Annotated in this window: 18 protein-coding genes; 4 read left to right on the forward strand and 14 right to left on the reverse strand. The window is 69.6% G+C overall.

The window, feature by feature from the left end; all coding sequences use genetic code 11:
- Positions 1-33 precede the first annotated feature (33 nt).
- From LGM42_RS14230 to LGM42_RS14260, 7 genes are all read right to left on the reverse strand, one after another.
- A complete protein-coding gene (locus tag LGM42_RS14230) occupies positions 34-738 on the reverse strand; it encodes an ABC transporter ATP-binding protein (RefSeq protein WP_226232508.1) in 705 nt (234 codons plus the stop codon).
- Positions 735-1,487 carry an ABC transporter ATP-binding protein gene (locus LGM42_RS14235; RefSeq protein ID WP_226232509.1) on the reverse strand — a complete coding sequence of 251 codons (753 nt, stop codon included), beginning with the start codon at positions 1,485-1,487 and terminating at the stop codon, positions 735-737. Before LGM42_RS14235 ends, LGM42_RS14230 begins: the two co-directional genes overlap by 4 nt.
- Positions 1,484-2,713, reverse strand: coding sequence for a branched-chain amino acid ABC transporter permease (locus tag LGM42_RS14240; RefSeq protein WP_226232510.1), 1,230 nt, complete (start codon positions 2,711-2,713; stop codon positions 1,484-1,486). Before LGM42_RS14240 ends, LGM42_RS14235 begins: the two co-directional genes overlap by 4 nt.
- Positions 2,706-3,641, reverse strand: a complete 936-nt coding sequence (locus LGM42_RS14245) for a branched-chain amino acid ABC transporter permease (protein WP_059575930.1) — start codon at positions 3,639-3,641, stop codon at positions 2,706-2,708. The genes LGM42_RS14240 and LGM42_RS14245 overlap by 8 nt, the downstream gene beginning before the upstream one ends.
- 9 nt (positions 3,642-3,650) lie before the next feature.
- Positions 3,651-4,088: an acyl-CoA thioesterase gene (locus tag LGM42_RS14250; RefSeq protein ID WP_027787751.1), complete on the reverse strand. Its 438-nt coding sequence runs from the start codon at positions 4,086-4,088 to the stop codon at positions 3,651-3,653.
- A 166-nt stretch (positions 4,089-4,254) separates the two neighbouring features.
- Positions 4,255-4,791 (reverse strand): NUDIX domain-containing protein, encoded by a 537-nt coding sequence (locus LGM42_RS14255; RefSeq protein ID WP_059575932.1) that lies wholly within the window; start codon positions 4,789-4,791, stop codon positions 4,255-4,257.
- A gap of 121 nt (positions 4,792-4,912) precedes the next feature.
- The gene (locus tag LGM42_RS14260; protein WP_226232511.1) at positions 4,913-6,184 is read right to left on the reverse strand and encodes a YbfB/YjiJ family MFS transporter; all 1,272 of its coding nucleotides are present in this window, start codon (positions 6,182-6,184) and stop codon (positions 4,913-4,915) included.
- A gap of 122 nt (positions 6,185-6,306) precedes the next feature.
- Here LGM42_RS14260 and LGM42_RS14265 point away from each other — a divergent pair, with 122 nt between their 5' ends.
- Positions 6,307-7,221, forward strand: coding sequence for a LysR family transcriptional regulator (locus tag LGM42_RS14265; RefSeq protein ID WP_124658938.1), 915 nt, complete (start codon positions 6,307-6,309; stop codon positions 7,219-7,221).
- Positions 7,222-7,360: 139 nt separating this feature from the next.
- Here LGM42_RS14265 and alaS read toward each other — a convergent pair whose 3' ends face one another.
- Positions 7,361-9,985 carry an alanine--tRNA ligase gene (alaS, locus tag LGM42_RS14270; RefSeq protein ID WP_226232512.1) on the reverse strand — a complete coding sequence of 875 codons (2,625 nt, stop codon included), beginning with the start codon at positions 9,983-9,985 and terminating at the stop codon, positions 7,361-7,363.
- Between the two features lie 282 nt (positions 9,986-10,267).
- Here alaS and LGM42_RS14275 point away from each other — a divergent pair, with 282 nt between their 5' ends.
- Positions 10,268-11,488 carry a CaiB/BaiF CoA transferase family protein gene (locus LGM42_RS14275; RefSeq protein ID WP_060316353.1) on the forward strand — a complete coding sequence of 407 codons (1,221 nt, stop codon included), beginning with the start codon at positions 10,268-10,270 and terminating at the stop codon, positions 11,486-11,488.
- A 42-nt stretch (positions 11,489-11,530) separates the two neighbouring features.
- Here the strand turns inward: LGM42_RS14275 and LGM42_RS14280 are convergent, their stop codons facing one another.
- The 3 genes from LGM42_RS14280 to LGM42_RS14290 all read right to left on the reverse strand — a co-directional run bounded on the left by LGM42_RS14280 (position 11,531) and on the right by LGM42_RS14290 (position 13,356).
- Positions 11,531-12,112, reverse strand: a complete 582-nt coding sequence (locus tag LGM42_RS14280; protein ID WP_226232513.1) for a hypothetical protein — start codon at positions 12,110-12,112, stop codon at positions 11,531-11,533.
- Between the two features lie 288 nt (positions 12,113-12,400).
- Complete coding sequence (locus LGM42_RS14285) at positions 12,401-12,955, reverse strand: RBBP9/YdeN family alpha/beta hydrolase (RefSeq protein WP_226232514.1); 555 nt, start codon at positions 12,953-12,955, stop codon at positions 12,401-12,403.
- 191 nt (positions 12,956-13,146) lie between these two features.
- Positions 13,147-13,356 (reverse strand): ornithine acetyltransferase, encoded by a 210-nt coding sequence (locus tag LGM42_RS14290; RefSeq protein ID WP_006497729.1) that lies wholly within the window; start codon positions 13,354-13,356, stop codon positions 13,147-13,149.
- A 253-nt stretch (positions 13,357-13,609) separates the two neighbouring features.
- On the opposite strand from LGM42_RS14290, the gene LGM42_RS14295 reads away from it, so the two are divergent.
- Positions 13,610-15,319: a glutamine--tRNA ligase/YqeY domain fusion protein gene (locus LGM42_RS14295; protein ID WP_226232515.1), complete on the forward strand. Its 1,710-nt coding sequence runs from the start codon at positions 13,610-13,612 to the stop codon at positions 15,317-15,319.
- A gap of 117 nt (positions 15,320-15,436) precedes the next feature.
- Here LGM42_RS14295 and LGM42_RS14300 read toward each other — a convergent pair whose 3' ends face one another.
- The 3 genes from LGM42_RS14300 to LGM42_RS14310 all read right to left on the reverse strand — a co-directional run bounded on the left by LGM42_RS14300 (position 15,437) and on the right by LGM42_RS14310 (position 17,794).
- Positions 15,437-15,910 carry an NUDIX hydrolase gene (locus LGM42_RS14300; RefSeq protein ID WP_059575946.1) on the reverse strand — a complete coding sequence of 158 codons (474 nt, stop codon included), beginning with the start codon at positions 15,908-15,910 and terminating at the stop codon, positions 15,437-15,439.
- A gap of 8 nt (positions 15,911-15,918) precedes the next feature.
- Positions 15,919-16,305 (reverse strand): hypothetical protein, encoded by a 387-nt coding sequence (locus LGM42_RS14305; RefSeq protein WP_059575947.1) that lies wholly within the window; start codon positions 16,303-16,305, stop codon positions 15,919-15,921.
- A 139-nt stretch (positions 16,306-16,444) separates the two neighbouring features.
- Positions 16,445-17,794 carry a cytochrome-c peroxidase gene (locus tag LGM42_RS14310; protein ID WP_060316372.1) on the reverse strand — a complete coding sequence of 450 codons (1,350 nt, stop codon included), beginning with the start codon at positions 17,792-17,794 and terminating at the stop codon, positions 16,445-16,447.
- Positions 17,795-18,016: 222 nt separating this feature from the next.
- Here LGM42_RS14310 and LGM42_RS14315 point away from each other — a divergent pair, with 222 nt between their 5' ends.
- Positions 18,017-19,603 carry an acid phosphatase gene (locus LGM42_RS14315; protein WP_060010109.1) on the forward strand — a complete coding sequence of 529 codons (1,587 nt, stop codon included), beginning with the start codon at positions 18,017-18,019 and terminating at the stop codon, positions 19,601-19,603.
- Positions 19,604-19,655: the final 52 nt, after the last annotated feature.

Here is a 19,655-nt window from a genome sequence, read left to right on the forward strand (position 1 = left end):
GGCGGAGTTTGCCGAACAATCGACCGGGCGCCGTCAGCCCGCGCTCAGCCATGCGTGGACGACCTCGCCGTCCAGCCCGTCGAGCGCGCCGTCGTAGACGATCCGTCCCCGCCCCATCACCGCGACGCGCCGCGCGAGCCGCGGTGCGAGCTGCAGCCGCTGCTCGATCAGCACGATCGCGACGCCGTCGGCCTGCAGCGCGGCGAGGCACGCGCCGACCTCGCCGACCGCGAGCGGCGCGAGCCCTTCGGCCGGTTCGTCGACGATCAGCACGCGCGGGCGGCCGGCAAGCGCGCGCACCAGCGCGAGCACCTGCTGCTCGCCGCCCGACAGCCGCCCGGCTTTCACGTCCGCGCGCGCGGCCAGCAGCGGAAAACGCTCGAACAGGCGGTCGAGCGCCGTGCGTTCGGCTGCGCCGCTCGCGCCGCGCAATCCGAGCCGCAGGTTGTCGCGCACGCTCAGCAATGGAAACACGTCGCGGCTTTCGGCAACGTAAGCCACCCCGCGCCGCGCGATCTCGAACGTGCGCGCCCCCGCGCATTCGGCACCGGCGACGCGCACCGAGCCGGCCGTGCGCACGAGCCCCATCACGGCCTTCGCGAGCGTCGAGCGACCCGAGCCGTTGCGGCCGAGCAGCGCGAGCGTCTCGCCAGGCGCCAGCGCGAGATCGACGCCGTCGAGCACGGGCTGCATCCCGTACCACGCGCGCAGCCCGCGAATGTCGAGCACGGCGCTCATGTCGCGCCCTCGCCCAGGTACGCGGCACGCACGCGCGCATCAGCGCGGATCGCATCGGGCGCGCCGGTCGCGACCACCGCGCCGCGCACGAGCACCGTGATGCGCTCGGCGAAACCGAACACCGCGTCCATGTCGTGTTCGATCATCAGCACCGTGCGGCCCTGCGTCGTCGCGCGGATCAGCGCGATCATCCGCGCCGCCTGCACGCGGCTCATGCCGGCCGTCGGCTCGTCGAGCAGCAGCGTCCGCGCGCCGCTCGCGAGCGCGATGCCGAGATCGAGCGCGCGCTGCTCCGCATAGCTCAGTTCGCCGGCCGGCGTGTCGCGCCGCGCGTCGAGGCCGATGTCGTGCAGCACGCGCGCGGCCGCGAGATCGACCGACGCCGATTCGCGCAGCCGGTTCCACCAGCGCCGCCGCTCGGCCGGCGCGTGCAGCGCCGCGCAGCGCAGGTTGTCGAATACGCTCAGGCGCGCGAATACGCTCGTCTGCTGGAAACTGCGGCCGATGCCGAGGCGGCTCGCGACGACCGGCCCGCGCCCGCGCAGCTCGACACCGTGCAGCACGACGCGCCCGCGCGTCGGCCGCGTCGCGCCGGCGATCACGCCGAACAGCGTCGACTTGCCCGCGCCGTTCGGCCCGATCAGCGCGTGGCGCTCGCCGGCCGCGATGCTCAGATCGACACCGTCGAGCACGGTCTGCGCGCCGAAGCGCTGCACGACGCCGTGAAGCGCGATCGCGTTGCCGTTCATCGCGCGTTCTCCCGCGTGGCGACCGCCGCGCCGTGCCCGAGCCGCGCGCGCCAGCTCCACAGCAGCGTGCCGATGCCGGCAGCCGCAACCGCGACGGCCCAGCCGATCGGCGTATCGGCGCCGATGCCCCATGCGCCGAACGCGAGGCGCGCGCCGTCGTCCTGCGCGAAGCGCCATGCATAACCGAGCTCGGCCGCGCACACGATCGCGACGCCCCAGAACGCGCACGCGGCGACGCCGCACAGCGCGCGCCACCGCTCGACCGCCGGCGCGCCGCGCCGCAGCACCCGCGCGAGCGCCTGTGCCACACCCGCGATCCCGCCCGGCGCGGCCACGACGATCGCGACGAACAGCACGCCGAGATACAGCGCCCACGCGCGCGACACGGCCGCGACGCCGATACTCAGCGCGGTCAGCACGGCCGCGCCGGCCGCCGGCCCGAAGAATGCGCCGGTGCCGCCGATCACCGCGGCGATCAGCACGGTCGCCGAGCGCGCCATCGACACGCTGTCGGGCGTCGCGATCTCGACGTCGATCAGCGTCAGCGTGCCGGCGATACCCGCAAAGAACGATGCGCAGACAACCATCGCGAGCCGCACGCGACGCGGGTCGGTGCCGAGCGCCGCGACGCGCGCCGGGTTGTCGCGCACCGCGTTCGCGAGCCGTGCGAGCGGCGTGCGCGTGAGCGCATGCATCGCCCACGCCGACACGACGCACCACGCGGCGATCACCGCATACGCGTGCGCCGGCGCGCCGAAATACCCGTTGCCCCACGGCGCGCCGCCCGCACGGTCGATCGGCACGCCGCCGATCCCGCCGAACCACGCGGGCACGCTCCATGCGGCCGCCGCGACGCATTCGCCGAGCCCGAGCGTGATCATCGCGAACGCGGTGCCGGAACGGCGCGTCGCCAGCAGCCCGGCGACGTACCCGAAGCCCGCGCCGGCCGCGCCGCCGACGAGCGGCAACAGCGGCAGCGGGCCGCCGATGCGATTGAACCAGTGCGCGGCCGCGAACGCGCCGAGGCCCGCGAACGCCGCATGCCCGAACGACAGCAGCCCGGTCGTGCCGAGCTGCAGGTTGTACGACAGCGCGAGCACGACGAGCGCGGCCGTCTGCGCGAGATAGCCGAGCACCGCGCCGTGCGGCCACAGCCACGCGGGCAGCGCGAAGCAGGCGGCGAACAGCGCCCAGCGCGCGCATCCGGCCACTGCGCGGCTACGCATCGGCACGCTCGCCGAACAACCCGCGCGGCCGCGCGACCAGTACCGCGACGAGCAGCAGGTACGGCACGAGCGGCGCCAGTTGCGCGATCGACACGGCGGCCACGCTGTCGGGCAACGCGAGGCCCGTCCATTGCGCGAGGTCGCGCAGCGACGTGTCGCTCGCGGCCGCGAAGGTCTGCGCGAAGCCGACCGCGAGCGACGCGACGAACGCGCCGCCGAGCGAGCCGAGCCCGCCGATCACGACGATCGCGAACACGACCGACCCGACGGTCTCGGCCAGCGCCGGTTCGATCACCGCGAGCGGCGCGCCGATCACTCCGGCCAGCGCCGCGAGCGCGGTGCCCGCGCCGAACAGCGCCGTCATCACGCGTGGCACGTCGTAGCCGAGCGCCTCGACCGCGGCGCGATGCGTGAGCGCCGCGCGCACGACGAGCCCGAGGCGCGACGCGCGCAGCAACACGCCGAGCGCGATCAGCATCGTCGCGGACATCGCCATCATGAACAGCCGGTAACGCGGCAGCGCGAGGCCGAACACGTTCGCCGGCGCGCCGTCGAACAGTGGCGGCACGGGCGCCGGCAGCGGCGCGAGGCCCCACGCGAGTTTCGCGCCCTCGCCGATCAGGTACGCGAGCCCGAAGGTCAGCAGCAGTTCGCTCGTATGGCCGCGCGCCTGCACGCGGCGCAGCAGCACGCGCTCGCAGCCGGCGCCGAGCAGCCCGACCGCCAGCGGCGCGAGCACGAGCGCGGGCCAGAAGCCCGCATGGGCCGCAATGCCGTAGCCGACGTACGCACCGAGCATGTAGAAGCTCGCATGCGCGAAGTTGAGTACGCCCTGCACGCTGAAGATCAACGTGAGGCCGGCCGACAGCATGAACAGCAGCAAGCCGTAGCTGAGGCCGTTGAAGGCCTGGAGCGCGAACGCGTGCACCGCGCGTCGTCAGGCGGCGAGCGGTTCGAGCGCGGCGCGCAGCGCGTCGGGCAGCGGCACCGGGCGGCGCGTGCCGCGATCGACGTACACGTGCACGAAATGCCCCTGCGCGGCGGGCGACGCATCGCCTTGCGCGAACAGCCCGACTTCGTAGCGCACGCTCGACGTGCCGAGCTTCACGACGCGCAGGCCCGCATCGACCGATTGCGGGAACACGAGCGGCGCGAAATAGTTGCACTGCGTCTCGACGACCAGCCCGATCGTCTGCCCGTGCTCGACGTCGAGTACGCCCGCGCGGATCAGGTACTCGTTCACGACGGTGTCGAAGTAGCTGTAGTAGACGACGTTGTTCACGTGCCCGTAGACGTCGTTGTCCATCCAGCGGGTCGTGATCGGCAGGAAGTGGCGATAGGCGTCGCGCGGACGCGGCTGCGGCTTGTCGGACATGGCGATGGCGCTCAGGACGATGGAAGCGAAGGGAACGATGCGGACGATGGGGACGACTGGAACGACGCGCGGCGGCCGAAGCACGCGGCGCGCCGGCCAGCAACGCCGTGCCGCGTCGCGATCGCGCGCGGCACGGCGAACGGCGCGCTGCGGGCTGGCCGGCCCGTCACTGCCCCGGCCGGTCGACGAATTCGAAATCGAGGCCGCGCGCGCGCATCCAGTCGGCGAGCGCGACGCCCGTGCCGGCGCGCCACGGGCGCAGCAGCGGCGGATCGACGAGCTTGTATTCGAGCAATTCCGGCGACAGCGACACCGTACCCGACGCCCGCACGTGGTACGCGATGATCAGCTCGTTCTTGCGGATGAATTCGTACACGCCGACGAGCGATACCTGCTCGGCCTTCAGCGCGGTTTCCTCGAACACCTCGCGCGCGATGCCGTCCTCGGGCGTCTCGCCGTTTTCGAGGAAGCCGGTAATCAGCGCGAACATCCCCTCGGGCCACGCCGCGTTGCGCGCGAGCAGGATCTTGCCGTCGAGTTCGACGATCGCGGCGACGACCGGCAGCGGGTTGTTCCAGTGCACGTAGCCGCAGGTATCGTCGGGGCAGGCCTGGCGAATGCGGCCGCCTTCGTGGTCGGGATCGGCCCGCTCGGTCAGCGGGCTCGCGCAGCGCGGGCAAAAACGGTAGTCGGCGGTGGTCATCGATGGGGCATGGCGAGCGCCGGACGGTAGCCTGCAGGCCGCGTCGGGCACCCGCTCGGCGCGGGAAAGGCTTCATTCTAGCGAGTTTGCCCGCGCCCGATACGATCCGGCCCCGCTGGCGTCAGGATGACCGGCGCCCACGTGCGGCGGTCGCCGCGAAACCGGCGGCGCCCGTCAGCAGCGCGGCCGCCGCGACCCACAGCGCGGGCGTAAACGACCCGAAGCGCGCGGCCAGCGGCGCCGCGACGAGCGGCCCGAGGATCTGCCCGACGCCATACGACGCGGTCGCGTAGCCCATCAGTCCGGCCGCGCGCTCGCCGTGCAGGCGCCGCGCCTCGCGCATCGCGAACAGCGTGATCGCGGTGAACGGCAGGCCGAGCAGCGCGCTGCCGATCGAGAAACCGGCCGCGTTCGGCCACACGATCCCGGCCGCGATGCCGAGCGCCTGCGTCGCGCAGCCGGCCGCCAGCAGCAGCCGGTTGTCCCAGTGCCCGGGCAGCCGCGCGGCAGTGATCGCGCCGACGATCAGCGCCGCGCCGAACATCGGCCAGAACAGGTCGGGCCACGGCGAGCCGGCCGGCAGCGCGGCTCGCGCGATCACCGGCAGGAACGTCGCGGTGATGATGTAGCCGAAGCCCGGCGCGCCGTACAGCACGACGAGCCACGCGGCGTCCGCGCGACGGCTTCGCGTGCCGGCCCGCGCCGCCGGCGCGGCGGACGCGCCAGGCGCCGCATGTGGCGCGGCGGCCGGCAGCATGGCCTGCGCGCGCGGGGCCGCGGTCGAAGCCGGCGCCGCACCGAACGTGCGCCAGATCGCGACCGACAGCACGGCCGACAACGCCGCGAAGCCCAGCCAGCCCACCGCCGCGGGCGGGCCGGCCCGCGCGCTGCCGATCAGCCCGGTCGCCACGATGCCGACGCCCGGCCCCGCGTAGATCACCCCGCTCCATTTCGGCGCATGCAGCTCGGCCAGGCGCCGCAGCCCCCATTGCGACATGAACACGAACGTCCACGCGCTGACGACGCCCGCGACGAAACGCACGACGAGCCACGCCGGCAACCCGTGGCCGACGCCCATCGCCGCGGTCAGCAGCACGGTCGCCGCGAGCCCGAAGCGCACCATCCGCGCGGGCGCGACGCGCAGCGCCGCGCAACTGACCGCGCCGGCGAAGTAGCCCGCGTAGTTCGCCGACGCGAGCCAACTGCCGGCCTTCAGCCCGATCGAGCCGTCCGCGAGCATCAGCGGCAACAGCGGCGTGAACGCGAAACGGCCGACGCCGAGCACGACGGCCAGGCCGACCATGCAGGCGAGTGCGGCCGCGCGGGCGCGGCGGTCTGCCTGGTTGGACGAAAACGCGCGGGCAGCAGCGGTCGAAGCATCGAAGCGGGACATGGCGGCATGGGCCGGCACGTCGCGCGCCGGCCGCTCGGAAATCGGAATGGATCCATCCTAGCTTGACCAAACGTTCTCGAAAAATGAATAATTGAGAATCGACTCATCCTCTGGAGAGAATCATGGACCTCTCGGCGCTGGCGATCTTCCGGGCGGTCGTGCGCGAGAACGGCGTGACGCGCGCGGCGGCCAAGCTCAATCGCGTGCAGTCGAACGTCACGACGCGCATCAAGCAGCTGGAAGAGGAACTCGGCGCGGCGCTGTTCGTGCGCGACGGCCGCCGGCTCGTGCTGACGCCGGCCGGGCATACGCTGCTGCCGTATGCGGAGCGCCTGCTCGCGCTCGCCGACGAGGCGCGCGACGCGGTGCGCGAGGACACGCCGCGCGGGCGGCTGCGGCTCGGCACGATGGAAAGCACGGCCGCGAGCCGGCTGCCGGCCATCCTCGCGCGCTACCACCACGCATGGCCCGACGTGTCGCTCGAACTGGTGACGGGCACGACGGGGTGCCTGATCGACCGCGTGCGCGACTTCGAGATCGACGCCGCGCTGTTCGCGCGCCCGCCCGAGCCGGACACGCTGCCCGACACGTTCGAGACGGCGCCGATCTTCCGTGAGGATCTCGTGCTGCTCACGCCGCGCGGCCATCCGCCGGTGCGTACGCCGCGCGACGTGATCCTGCCGACGCTGATCGCGTTCGAGCGCGGCTGCGCGTATCGCAAGTACGTCGAGCAGTGGTATGCGGCGCACGGCGTGAAGCCGGCGCGCGTGCTCGAGCTCGGCTCGTATCACGCGATCGTCGCGTGCGTCGCGGCCGGCGCGGGCATCGCGGTCGCGCCGCGTTCGGTGCTCGATCTGCAACCCGAGACAGGCAACGTCGCCGCGCACACGATTCCCGAACTCGAAGGCATCGACACGCTGCTCGGGTGGCGGCGCGGTCATGCGTCGGCGGCGCTCGCCGCGCTGCGCGATGCGCTCACCGACGCCGCGCGGCGGCCCGGCGACGTGGCGCAGCCGAGGCCGACCGTGCCGGCGTGACCCGTGCGCACGCGCGCCGCCTCGAGCGACGCGCATGAGCCGCACAAACAAAACGACCCGACCGGCATCTGCCGATCGGGTCGTTTTTCGATTCACGCGATGCCGTCATTGCGACCGCATCGCGTCGGTCGTGCAACGATCAGAGCCGTTCCTCGATCCAGCCCTTCACGCCGGCCAGCGCGCCCGGCAGGTTCGCCGGCTCGGTGCCGCCCGCCTGCGCCATGTCCGGACGGCCGCCGCCCTTGCCGCCCACTTGCTGCGCGACGAAGTTCACGAGCTCGCCGGCCTTGACCTTCTTGCTCGCGTCCGGCGTGACGCCCGCGATCAGGCTGACCTTGCCGCCTTCGACGGCGGCCAGCACGATCGCCGCGCTCTTCAGCTTGTCCTTGAGCTTGTCGACCGTTTCGCGCAGCGTCTTCGCATCGGCGCCGTCGAGCGTCGCGGCCAGCACGTACACGCCGCCGATTTCGACGGCCTGCTGCGCGAGCTCGTCGCCCTGGCTCGATGCGAGCTTCGACTTCAGCGCGCCCAGCTCCTTCTCGAGCGACTTCACCTGCTCCTGCACCTGCGCGATCCGCTGCGTGAGTTCCGACGGCTGCGCCTTCAGCGCCGCTGCCGCTTCGTTCACGCGCGCGTCGAGCTCCTGCACGTAGCGCACCGCGTTGTCGCCGGTGATCGCCTCGACGCGGCGGATGCCGGCCGCGACGCCGCCTTCCATCACGATCTTGAACAGACCGATGTCGCCGGTGCGGTGCACGTGCGTGCCGCCGCACAGTTCGCGCGAGAAGCCGAGATCGAGCACGCGCACTTCATCGCCGTACTTCTCGCCGAACAGCGCCATCGCGCCGCCCTTCACCGCTTCGTCGTACGGCATCACGCGCACGATGCCCGGCGCGTTGGCCAGGATCTCGTCGTTGACGATCTGCTCGACGCGACGGATTTCGTCGTCGGTCATCGGTGCGTTGTGCGCGAAGTCGAAACGGGTCTTTTCCGCGTCGACGAGCGAACCCTTCTGCTGCACGTGCGCGCCGAGCACTTCGCGCAGCGCCTTGTGCATCAGGTGGGTGGCCGAGTGGTTGCGCTGCGTGCGCGCGCGGCGATGCGCGTCGATTTCCGCGCGCAGCACGTCGCCGACCTTCAGCGTGCCCTGCTCCAGCGTGCCGTGATGGCCGATCACGTCGGCCTGCACCTTCAGCGTGTCGGCCACCGAGAAGCGCGTCGCGGCGTTCGCGAGCACGCCCTGGTCGCCGACCTGGCCGCCCGATTCCGCGTAGAACGGCGTGTGGTCGAGCACGACGACCGCATCCTGGCCGGCCCTCACTTCGTTGACAGCCGAACCGTCGACGTACAGCGCGACGACCTTTGCGTCGTCGAACGCGATTTCCTCGTAACCGTGGAAGGTCGTCTTCGCGCCCGAGTATTCGAGGCCCTGCGTGGCCTTGAACTTGCCGGCCGCGCGCGCCTGCTCGCGCTGGCGCGCCATCGCGTCGTCGAATGCCGGCTCGTCCACCGTCATCCCGCGCTCGCGGCACACGTCGGCCGTCAGGTCCAGCGGGAAGCCGTACGTGTCGTGCAGCTTGAATGCGAGCTCGCCGTCGAGCACCTTGCCGCCCTTCGCGTCGACGTCGGCAAGCGCGGCTTCGAGGATCGACATGCCGTGCTCGATCGTCTCGAAGAAGCGCTCTTCTTCCTGACGCAGCACGTCGGTCACGCGCTGCTCGGCTTCCTTCAGCTCCGGATAGGCGGTGCCCATCTCGGCGACGAGATCGGCCACCAGCTTGTGGAAGAACGCGCCCTTGCGGCCGAGCTTGTAGCCGTGGCGGATCGCGCGGCGTACGATCCGGCGCAGCACGTAGCCGCGGCCTTCGTTGCCGGGAATCACGCCGTCGACGATCAGGAACGAGCACGCGCGGATGTGATCGGCGATCACCTTCAGCGAGTTGTTCGTGAGGTCGTTGATCTCGGTCACGCGCGCGGCGGCCTTGATCAGGTTCTGGAACAGGTCGATCTCGTAGTTGCTGTGCACGTGCTGCAGCACCGCGGCGAGACGCTCGAGGCCCATGCCGGTGTCGACCGACTGCTTCGGCAGGCGCGTCATGTTGCCCTGCGCGTCGCGGTTGAACTGCATGAACACGAGGTTCCAGATCTCGATGTAGCGGTCGCCGTCTTCTTCGGGCGACCCCGGCGGGCCGCCCCACACGTCCGGGCCGTGGTCGTAGAAGATTTCCGTGCACGGGCCGCACGGGCCGGTGTCGCCCATCGTCCAGAAGTTGTCCGACGCGTAGCGCGCGCCCTTGTTGTCGCCGATCCGGATGATCCGCTCGGTCGGCACGCCGACTTCCTTCGCCCAGATGTCGTAGGCTTCGTCGTCTTCCTGGTAGACGGTCACCCACAGCTTGTCCTTCGGCAGCTGGTAGACCGTGGTCAGCAGCTCCCACGCGAACTTGATCGCGTCCTGCTTGAAGTAGTCGCCGAACGAGAAGTTGCCGAGCATCTCGAAGAACGTGTGGTGGCGCGCCGTGTAGCCGACGTTCTCGAGGTCGTTGTGCTTGCCGCCCGCGCGCACGCTGCGCTGTGCCGTGGTGGCGCGCGAGTACGGGCGCGGGTCCGTGCCGAGGAAGACGTCCTTGAACTGGACCATGCCCGAGTTCGTGAACATCAGCGTGGGGTCGTTACCGGGCACGAGGCTCGACGAGCGGACGATCGTGTGGCCCTTCGATTCGAAGAATTTGAGGAATTTCTCGCGGATTTCGGCAGCTTTCATGGCGTGCGGGGACAGTCTGGCAAAGACGGCTTCAAACGCCGGCGCCCCAGGCGGGGCGCGCGGCGGCATGGATTCGGAAACGATCGATTATACGGGATCGGGGCCGGCTTCCGGGCAAAGCGCCGGCGAGGCGGCTCGACCCTCCGGACGACCGGTCGGAGCCTGTTCCCGCTGATAACGGGCGCCAGGCCACCCGCGCGGCCGATTCGCCTTAAGATGCTCGGCATGCCAATCGGCCTTGCCCGACAACGCAGGCCCGCCATGAAAGGAGACGATTCGACGATGGGTGCCCTGAGCCATATCCGCGTGCTGGACCTGACCCGCGTGCTCGCGGGCCCGTGGTGCGCGCAGACCCTAGCCGATTTCGGCGCGGACGTGATCAAGGTCGAGCGCCCGGGCGCCGGCGACGACACGCGCCACTGGGGGCCGCCGTACCTGAAGGACGCGGACGGCGCGGATACCGCCGAGGCCGCGTACTACCTCGCGGCGAACCGCAACAAGCGCTCGGTGACGGTCGACATCGCGACGCCGGAAGGCCAGCAGATCGTGCGCGAGCTTGCCGCGCAAAGCGACGTCGTGCTCGAGAACTACAAGGTCGGCCAGTTGAAGAAATACGGGCTCGACTACGACTCGCTGCGGGCGGTGAAGCCCGATCTCGTCTACTGCTCGGTCACCGGCTTCGGCCAGACCGGCCCGTACGCGCATCGCGCGGGCTACGACTTCATCGTGCAGGGGATCGGCGGCTTCATGAGCATCACCGGCGAGCGCGACGGCGAGCCGGGCGGCGGCCCGCAGAAGGCCGGCGTCGCGATCGCCGATCTCGCGACCGGCCTCTATTCGACCATCGCCGTGCTCGCCGCCCTCGCACACCGCGACCGCACGGGCGAAGGCCAGTACATCGACATGGCGCTGCTCGACGTGCAGGTCGCGCTGCTCGCGAACATGAACACCAACTTCCTCGCGAGCGGCAAACCGCCGGTGCGATGGGGCAACGCGCATCCGAACATCGTGCCGTACCAGACGTTCCAGACGCGCGACGGCTGGATCATCGTCGCGGTCGGCAACGACGGGCAGTTCCGCAAGTTCGTCGAGGCCGGCGGCCGGCCCGAGCTGGCCGACGACGAACGGTTCGCGACCAATCCGTCGCGCGTGCGCCATCGCGACACGCTGGTGCCGATCCTCGCGGAGATGGTGAAGGCGCGCGACAAGGCCGACTGGATCGGCGCGCTGGAAGCGGCCGGCGTGCCGTGCGGGCCGATCAACGATCTCGGCGAGGTGTTCGACAACGAGCAGGTGGTCGCGCGCGGGATGCAGGTGTCGCTGCCGCATCCGTGCGGCGCGGACGTGAAGCTCGTGCGCAACCCGATCCGGATGAGCGCGACGCCGCCCGACGCGCGCACGGCCCCGCCGCTGCTCGGCGCGCAGACGGAAGACGTGCTGCGCGACATGCTCGGCTACGACGACGAGCGGATCGCCGCGTTGAAGGCGAAGCAGGCGATTTGAGCGGCGCGGCGGCGGGCCGGAACGGGAGCGCCCGCCGTCCGGTCAGCGCCGGGCCAGCGTATCGCAGCCGCCGGCCAGCGCCGCAAGCGCCGCGCGCGATGGCGAACGCACGACGGCCGCGTAGCCACCGTGCCCGGCCCACAGACCGTCGACGGCGATGGCGACCGCGTCCGAATCCGCCGCGGCCAGGAAGACGACCGGCGGCGGCGGCTCGGACGCAATGCGATCACGGATATCCAGCCGCCCGATCTGCCGTGGAAATTCGCGCGCGAGGTCGGCCGGGTCGAGCTGCCGTTGCGCGACGATCGTCGAAAAGGACTCGAGGTGCGCGGCCAGATCCGCCGACGCCACGCATTGCCGGGGGGCACGCCCATCCGCATAAGTCACCTGCACCGCGAACCGCGCCGCGGGCTGTGAGCGCTGCGCGGTCAGCGTGAGCGCAGCGGTCGTATAGGTCAGCGACATCACTTCGTCGGGCAGCACGCTGAGCAGGTCGGTGCCGGGATCGATCCGTATGGGGCTGTCGGTCCAGTCGGCGAGGCTGCGCCAGCCGAAACCGGCGAGCAGACCGATCAGCATCGCCAGACACGGGATCGCGAATCGCGTTGCCGATGCGATCTTCACGATACCTGCACCGCGGTTCCCCTCGGAGCCCAGTCGAACAGTTGCTTCGCATCGGCCTCGCCTTGCGCCGCTCGACATGGCCCCTCCTTCCAATCGAATTGAACAGGCCGTCACTTCATCGGCCCGGCCGATCAGAAAGTCATGGGGTTGGTCACAACACGCAATCGGTTGCGCGTCGCGCCCAAGACAATCGTACGCGCAGCAAGGCGCACGTCGCGCCGCGACGCATCGCATGAAATTCGCGCTTGGTTAAAAAATGTGTCCGATTCGGTGAACCACGTCCGGCGGTCAGCCCGTCGTCCCCAGCGCCTCGAGCCAGCCGCGCGCTTCCGGCCAGTCGCCGAGCCCGATGTCCGCGTTGATGTGGCCGCGCGGGCCGATGTGGTGAAAGGCGCTGCCCCACGCGTGCGCGCAGCCGCGTGCGAACGCGAGCGAACCGTACGGATCGTCGCTGCTCGCGACGACGCAGGTCGGAAACGGCACTCGCTCGTGCGGCACCGGGCCGAAGCCGTGCGCGTCGGCCGGAAACGCCGGCCCGGCAGGATCGGGCAGCGCGACCAGCAATGCGCCGCGCACTTTCGCGAGCGCGGCCGGCCGCGCGTAGCGGGTCGCCCACCATGCGGTGGTCAGGGTGCCGAGACTATGGGCGGCGATGAGCACGGGCCCGCGCGCGGCTTCGATCGCACGATCGAGCGCGAAACACCAGCCATTGCGGAACGCGTGGTTCCAGTCCGGCATCGCAATCCGCACGAAACGCGGATCGGCACGCTCCCAACGGCTTTGCCAGTGAAGCGGGCCCGAATTGGCGTAACCCGGCAAGACGAAAACGACGGAGTCGGTCATGGAAGGATTCGTCGACGAATAGAGTCATGTAGTAGCGTCGACGCAGTGTCGCACACCCGCCTCTCCCTGATGGTGCCTGTCAAAATCCGGGGGATGTGCTTGAACTTCGAGCGGGTCGTGACGCGTTCAGGCAGGCGCACGACCGTGGCCGGCGGTCAAGCGCCCGCGTCGCGGGCGCCCGCCGACGTGAATCAGCGTACGCCGGCGCCGACCAGGCCGCCTGCCGCCGCGCCGGCCACCGTGCCGACCGGGCCGCCCGTGATCAGGTAGCCGAGCGCGCCGCCCGCAGCCGCGCCGATCCCGGCATTGCGCTGCGTATGCGTCATCGCGCATGCGCCGAGTTGCGACAGGGCCGCGACGATTACCGCGGTACGAACGAGAAAAGTGGTCTTCTTCATCATGGTTGTTGGCTTCCTTCCACCGCGCAAAATTGCGACCGGCGGCGTTGAATCGGTAAAGCCATCATAGGAAAAGCCGAACGGCGCGGGCAATCCGATTTACGTCGTGTTACAGCCGACACACACTCGATATATTGCGACACGCATCGCGAACGGACCGCCGCCGACCGGCAGGCCGCGCGGGACGGACCCCGGTCAGGTAGAATTACAGGATTAAACCGGCGCGACGCGCCGACACAACCCTGACGCCAACCGCATGAGCACCGAACGCAACGACGCCCCCGCGGCTTCCAATTTCATCCGCAACATCATCGACGACGACAACCGCACCGGCAAATGGGGCGGCCGCGTCGAGACGCGCTTCCCGCCCGAGCCGAACGGCTATCTGCATATCGGTCACGCGAAGAGCATCTGCCTGAACTTCAGCGTCGCGCGCGACTACGGCGGCGTGTGCCACCTGCGCTTCGACGACACGAACCCGGAAAAGGAAAGCGTCGAATACGTCGACTCGATCGTCGACGCGGTGCGCTGGCTCGGCTTCGACTGGCGCAAGGACGCGGTCGATCACCAGTATTTCGCGAGCGACTACTACGACAAGTTGTACGAGTTCGCCGAGCTGCTGATCAAGCGCGGCAAGGCGTACGTCGACAGCCAGAGCGCCGACGAAATGCGCGCGAACCGCGGCTCGCTGACCGAAGGCGGCAAGCCGTCGCCGTTCCGCGAGCGCACGCCGGACGAAAACCTCGACCTGTTCCGCCGGATGAAGGCCGGCGAGTTCAAGGAAGGCGAGCACGTGCTGCGCGCGAAGATCGACATGGCTTCGCCGAACATGAACATGCGGGACCCGGTGATCTACCGGATCCGCTACGCGCACCACTACCGCACCGGCGACGCATGGTGCGTGTATCCGATGTACGACTACACGCACTGCATCTCGGATGCGCTCGAAGGCATCACGCATTCGCTGTGCACGCTCGAATTCGAGGATCACCGCCCGCTGTACGACTGGGTGCTGAACGAACTCGCGGAAGCCGGCGTGTTCACGCGCCCGCTGCCGCAGCAGATCGAATTCTCCCGGCTGAACCTCACGTACGCGATCACCAGCAAGCGCAAGCTGCTGCAGCTCGTCACCGAAGGCCACGTCGACGGCTGGGACGACCCGCGCATGCCGACGATCGTCGGCGTGCGCCGCCGCGGCTTCACGCCCGAGAGCATTCACCTGTTCTGCGAGCGGATCGGCGTGACGAAGATCGATTCGTGGATCGACATGAGCGTCTTCGAAGGCGCGCTGCGCGACGACCTCGACGACAAGGCCGCGCGTACGGTCGCGGTGCTCGATCCGCTGAAGCTCGTGATCGACAACTATCCGGAAGACCTCGAGGAAGCCTGCACGGCGCCCGTGCATCCGCATCATCCGGACCGCGGCGTGCGCACGTTCCCGATCTCGCGCGAACTGTGGATCGAGCGCGAGGATTTCGTCGAGCATCCGCCGAAGGGCTATTTCCGTCTGTTCCCGGGCAACAAGGTACGCCTGCGCTACGGCTACGTGATCGAATGCACGGGCTTCGACAAGGACGCCGACGGCAACGTGACGGCCGTGCACTGCAACTACTTCCCGGACAGCAAGTCGGGCACCGAAGGCGCGAACAACTACAAGGTCAAGGGCAACATCCACTGGGTCAGCGCGAAGCACGCGCAGCCGGCCGAAGTGCGAATCTACGACCGTCTGTTCAAGGAACCGCATCCGGACGCGGGCGGCGCGAACTTCCTCGACGCGCTGAACCCCGATTCGAAGAAGATCGTGCAGGCGTACGTCGAGCCGGGCAACGGCGACATCGCGCCGGAAACGCGCGTGCAGTTCGAGCGCCACGGCTACTTCGTTGCGGATCGTGTCGATTCGAAGCCGGGCAAGCCGGTGTTCAACCGGATCGTCGGGTTGCGCGACAGCTGGGGCAAGCCGGCTTGACGGCCTGCTCCGCGCGGCGGCATGCGGATTCGCAAGCCGTCGTTGCCTGATCATGAAAAAACCGGCTCCAGGGCCGGTTTTTTCATGTGAGTCGAAGCGAAACGCGGCAGCGTCCGTTCACGCACCCGACAACCGCCGATGCAGCTCCACCAGCGACAGCTTCGTGCGAAACAGCCGCGCGAGACTGCGGCTCGCATACGCATCGATGTCGCCCGGCACGGTCCAGCGGTACGCATCCATCTCCGGAATCATCGAGCCGTCGCGGCGGCTCGGAAACAGCGACGTACACGTGCAGTGCGCGGGGTCGATCTCGCCTTCGGCCGCCAGCACCGCGAACAGGTGCAGGTCCTTGTCGTGCCGGTACGCGAAGCGGCCGAGATCGAGCAGTCGCGCGGCGTCCAGCTCGATGCCGGTTTCCTCCAGCAGTTCGCGCAGCGCGGCGTCGGCCGGCGTCTCGCCCGGCTCGCCCTGCCCCTTCGGGATGTCCCAGTGCGTGGTGTCGGTCGCGTGCGCGAGGAACACGCGGCCGGCCGCATCGAGGATCACGACGCCGCACGACACGGTGCGCGGCGCGCCGCCCCGTTTCGTCACGCGCGTGCTCAGCGCTTCTGCAACTGCCACTTGCCCGCGGCCGTCTTGCAGTAGACGGGCTTGAGCGTCATCGTCTGGCCCTTCGCCGTGATTTCGGTCGCGATTTCGCGGCAGGTTTTGCCGTCCGCCTCGGTCGTGCTCGGCGTGAGCTTCGCGTCGATCTGCGTGCCGCGGCCGCTGCTCTGCCACGTCGTGGTTTCGCCGTCCTTGCCTTCGTCACGCGCCTGCACGACCGCCTTCGAGAGCGACGCACGGTCGGCCTTGCTGAAATAGCTGATCGGCGTGTCGTTCAGGAAGTTCAGGTTGTTCTGCGCATGGGCGGGCAGCATCGCGGCTGCGCACGCGGCGCCGGCCAGCACGCGCGTGACGACGGAAAGGGATGCACGCATCGACATGTTTTTCTCCTTGGATGTTCGATCGAACGGCGCGGCGCATGCCGGCCTTCCGGCGGCCGGCCCTCCGGCGGCCGGCGCTCCGGCACGCGCCACGCCCGTCAGCGAGCGAGCATAGCATGCGTGCTGCGATGAATGCCTGCTAGGGCTTGGCCGGTGCGCCCGTTTGCTGATATCCGTCAGTCAGCGTGCCGAGGAACGCGATCACGTCCTTGATCTCGGCCGCATTCAGCGCCGGCTGGTCGCCGCGCTTGCGGTCGAACGGCGGCTCGCGGTTGATGTTCGTCCAGTAGCGCTTCGGCAAATCGTCGTAGATCTGCACCTTGCCGTGCACGACCGGATAGAACTTCTCCGGATGGATGTCGCGTTCGACGTAGAAGCGCATCACGTCCTCGAGCGAGTGATACACGCCGTTGTGGAAGAACGTCTTGCGCAGCGCGACGTTGCGCAGCGACGGCGTGCGGAACAGCCCGCAGAATTCGTCACGCCCTTTCAGGTCGGTGCGCTCAGGCCCGCACGCGCCGAGATCGTAAAAGCGCGGGTCGCGATTGACAGGCAACGCGCGGTTGCGCGGCACCGCGATCGCGATCAGCCCGAAATCGCTGAACTGCGGCGGGCCGCCTTCGAGCGTGCGCTGGCTGATGTGGCAACTCGCGCAGTTGCCCTTCTTTTCGTCGTTGAACAGCTGCAGCCCGTGCAACTCCGCGGGCGTGAGCCGCGCGTGGCCGGCCAGATACGCGTCGTATTTGCTCGTGTACGGATCGAACAGCGCCGGCTGCTGCTGGAATGCGTCGAGCGCGCGCAGCACCGCATCGAACGTCGCGCGATCGTCGCCGAGCACCTGATCGCCGAACGCCTTGCGGAATGCGTCGGCATACGGCGCGGCGCGAACCGCCTTCGCCACGCGCGCGGGCGAGCTGCTCATTTCGAACGGCGACGTGAGCGGAATGCGCGCCTGCGCATCGCGCGTATCGACGCGGCCATCCCAGGTCAGCCCGCCGGTCGGACCCGCGTCGACGCTTTCGTCGCCTTCGTCCGGCGAATCGTGGAAGTGCTCGCTGAACGGCGGGATGCCGCGCAGGTACTTCAGCGACGGCACCGCGCGAAAGCCGGTGCGGTGCATGTCGTCGCCGCCGAGCTGCACCGACAGCGCATTCGGTGGCCCGAACGCATGCTCGGCGCTGTGGCACGACGCGCAAGCCAGCTTGCCGGACCCGGACAGCGACGGATCGAAGAACAACCGCTTGCCGAGCGCCGTCATCTGCTTCACGCCCTCGAACACCTGCGCGCGCGTCTGCGGCTGGCTGGCCGGCGCGACCGCCGGGGCGGCCGGGGCCGCCTGAGCCGCCGGTACGACGGACGCGGCCGATGCGGTCGTGCCGGGCCGCGCGTCGCAACCGGCGAACGCCGCGAGCGCGCCGACCACCGCGAGCGTCGCCGCGGCGGAGATCAGCGATCGCGCGGACGCGCAGGATGTCAGAAGGGTGTGCATCGTCGTTGTTCTGGTAGCGGTGGGCAACCGGCCGGAGCTTATGTCAGTTCCGTGACCGTTCAATGACGTTCCACCGACAGTCAATTGAAAGCACCCCTACACCCGGCTGTCAAATCGGTTCCAGATAATGCGCGCAGCCGGGCGATACCGCGAGGTTCGCGCGCCGGCCCTCCCGCCCCCGGTTCCCACACGCGACCAACGACGAATGAGAGAGAACATCGCATGAAGAAGCACGCCTGGATTCGCTACACGCCGATCGCCCTTGCGGCCGCGCTCGGCCTGACCGCCTGCGGCGGCGACGACGTCACGCAACAGGGCCTGTCGGCCGTCAAGAACGTCGTCGTGATTTACGCGGAAAACCGCAGCTTCGACAACCTGTACGGCAACTTCCCGGGCGCGAACGGCCTGCAGAACGCGACGGCCGCGAACTCGGTGCAGAAGGATCGCGACGGCTCGACGATGGCGACGCTGCCGAAGATCTGGGGCGGCCTGACCGCGACCGGCATCACGCCGGCGGTGACCGAGGCGATGACGGCGAACCTGCCGAACGCGCCGTTCGCGATCGACGACCCGAAAGGCTTCAACCAGTCGATGAGCATCGCGACGCGCGACATCGTGCACCGCTTCTACCAGGACCAGATGCAGATCAACGGCGGCAAGAACGACATGTACGCCGCATGGACCGACGCGGGCGGCCTGACGATGGGCCACTACACGGCCGATCCGTCGAAGCTGCCGCTGTGGAAGATCGCGCAGCAGTACGTGCTGGCCGACAACTTCTTCATGGGCGCGTTCGGCGGCTCGTTCCTGAACCACCAGTACCTGATCTGCGCGTGCGCACCGTACTACCCGAACGCCGACAAGAGCCCGGCGGCCGGCAAGATCGCCGTGCTCAATGCCGACGGCAAATCGCTGAAGGTGGCGACGAACTCGCCGGCCTCCGCGCTGAGCGGCCCGCCGAAGTTCGTCAACGACGGCGCGCTCACGCCCGACTTCTACGGCATCAATACGATGCAGCCGGCGTATCAGCCGAGCGGCAACAAGGCGGCCGCGGGCGGCGACCCGCTGCTCGCCGACCCGGCCAATCCGTCGACGATGCCGCCGCAGACGGCGACCAACATCGGCGACCTGATGACCAACGCGGGCGTGTCGTGGGCGTGGTATGCGGGCGCATGGGGCCAGGCGCTGCAGGCGAGCCAGAACGGCACGTCGAACGTGATCTACGGCGCCGACCTGTCGACGCCGAACTTCCAGCCGCACCACCAGCCGTTCAACTACTTCGCGAACCAGGCGCCGGGCACCGCGAGCCGCGCGCAGCACCTGCTCGACGGCGGCGCGAACGGCGCCGAGTTCATCAAGGCGATCGATGCGGGCACGCTGCCGCAGGTCACGTTCTACAAGCCGCAAGGCAACCTGAACGAACACCCGGGCTACACGGACGTCACGTCCGGCGACCAGCACATCGCCGACGTGATCGCGCACCTGCAGGCCAGCCCGCAATGGAAGAACATGGTCGTGGTCGTCACGTACGACGAAAACGGCGGCTTCTGGGATCATGCGACGCCGCCGAACGCCGACCGCTGGGGCCCGGGCACGCGCATTCCGGCGCTGATCGTGTCGCCGTTCGCGAAGAAGGGCTTCGTCGATCATACGCAGTACGACACGGGCTCGATCCTGCGCTTCATCACGCGCCGCTTCTCGCTGCCGCGCCTCGCGGGCCTGCAGCAACGCGACGACGCGCTGAAGGCGAACGGCGCGCAGCCGATGGGCGACCTGACGAACGCGCTCGCGCTGTCGCCGAACCTGTAATCGCATCGCGTCCACCGCGAACGGGGCCGGTCGCACGGCCGGCCCGGACCCC

The organism is Burkholderia sp. AU39826 (assembly GCF_020419965.1).
In the GTDB taxonomy this organism is placed as follows: Bacteria; Pseudomonadota; Gammaproteobacteria; order Burkholderiales; family Burkholderiaceae; genus Burkholderia; species Burkholderia semiarida.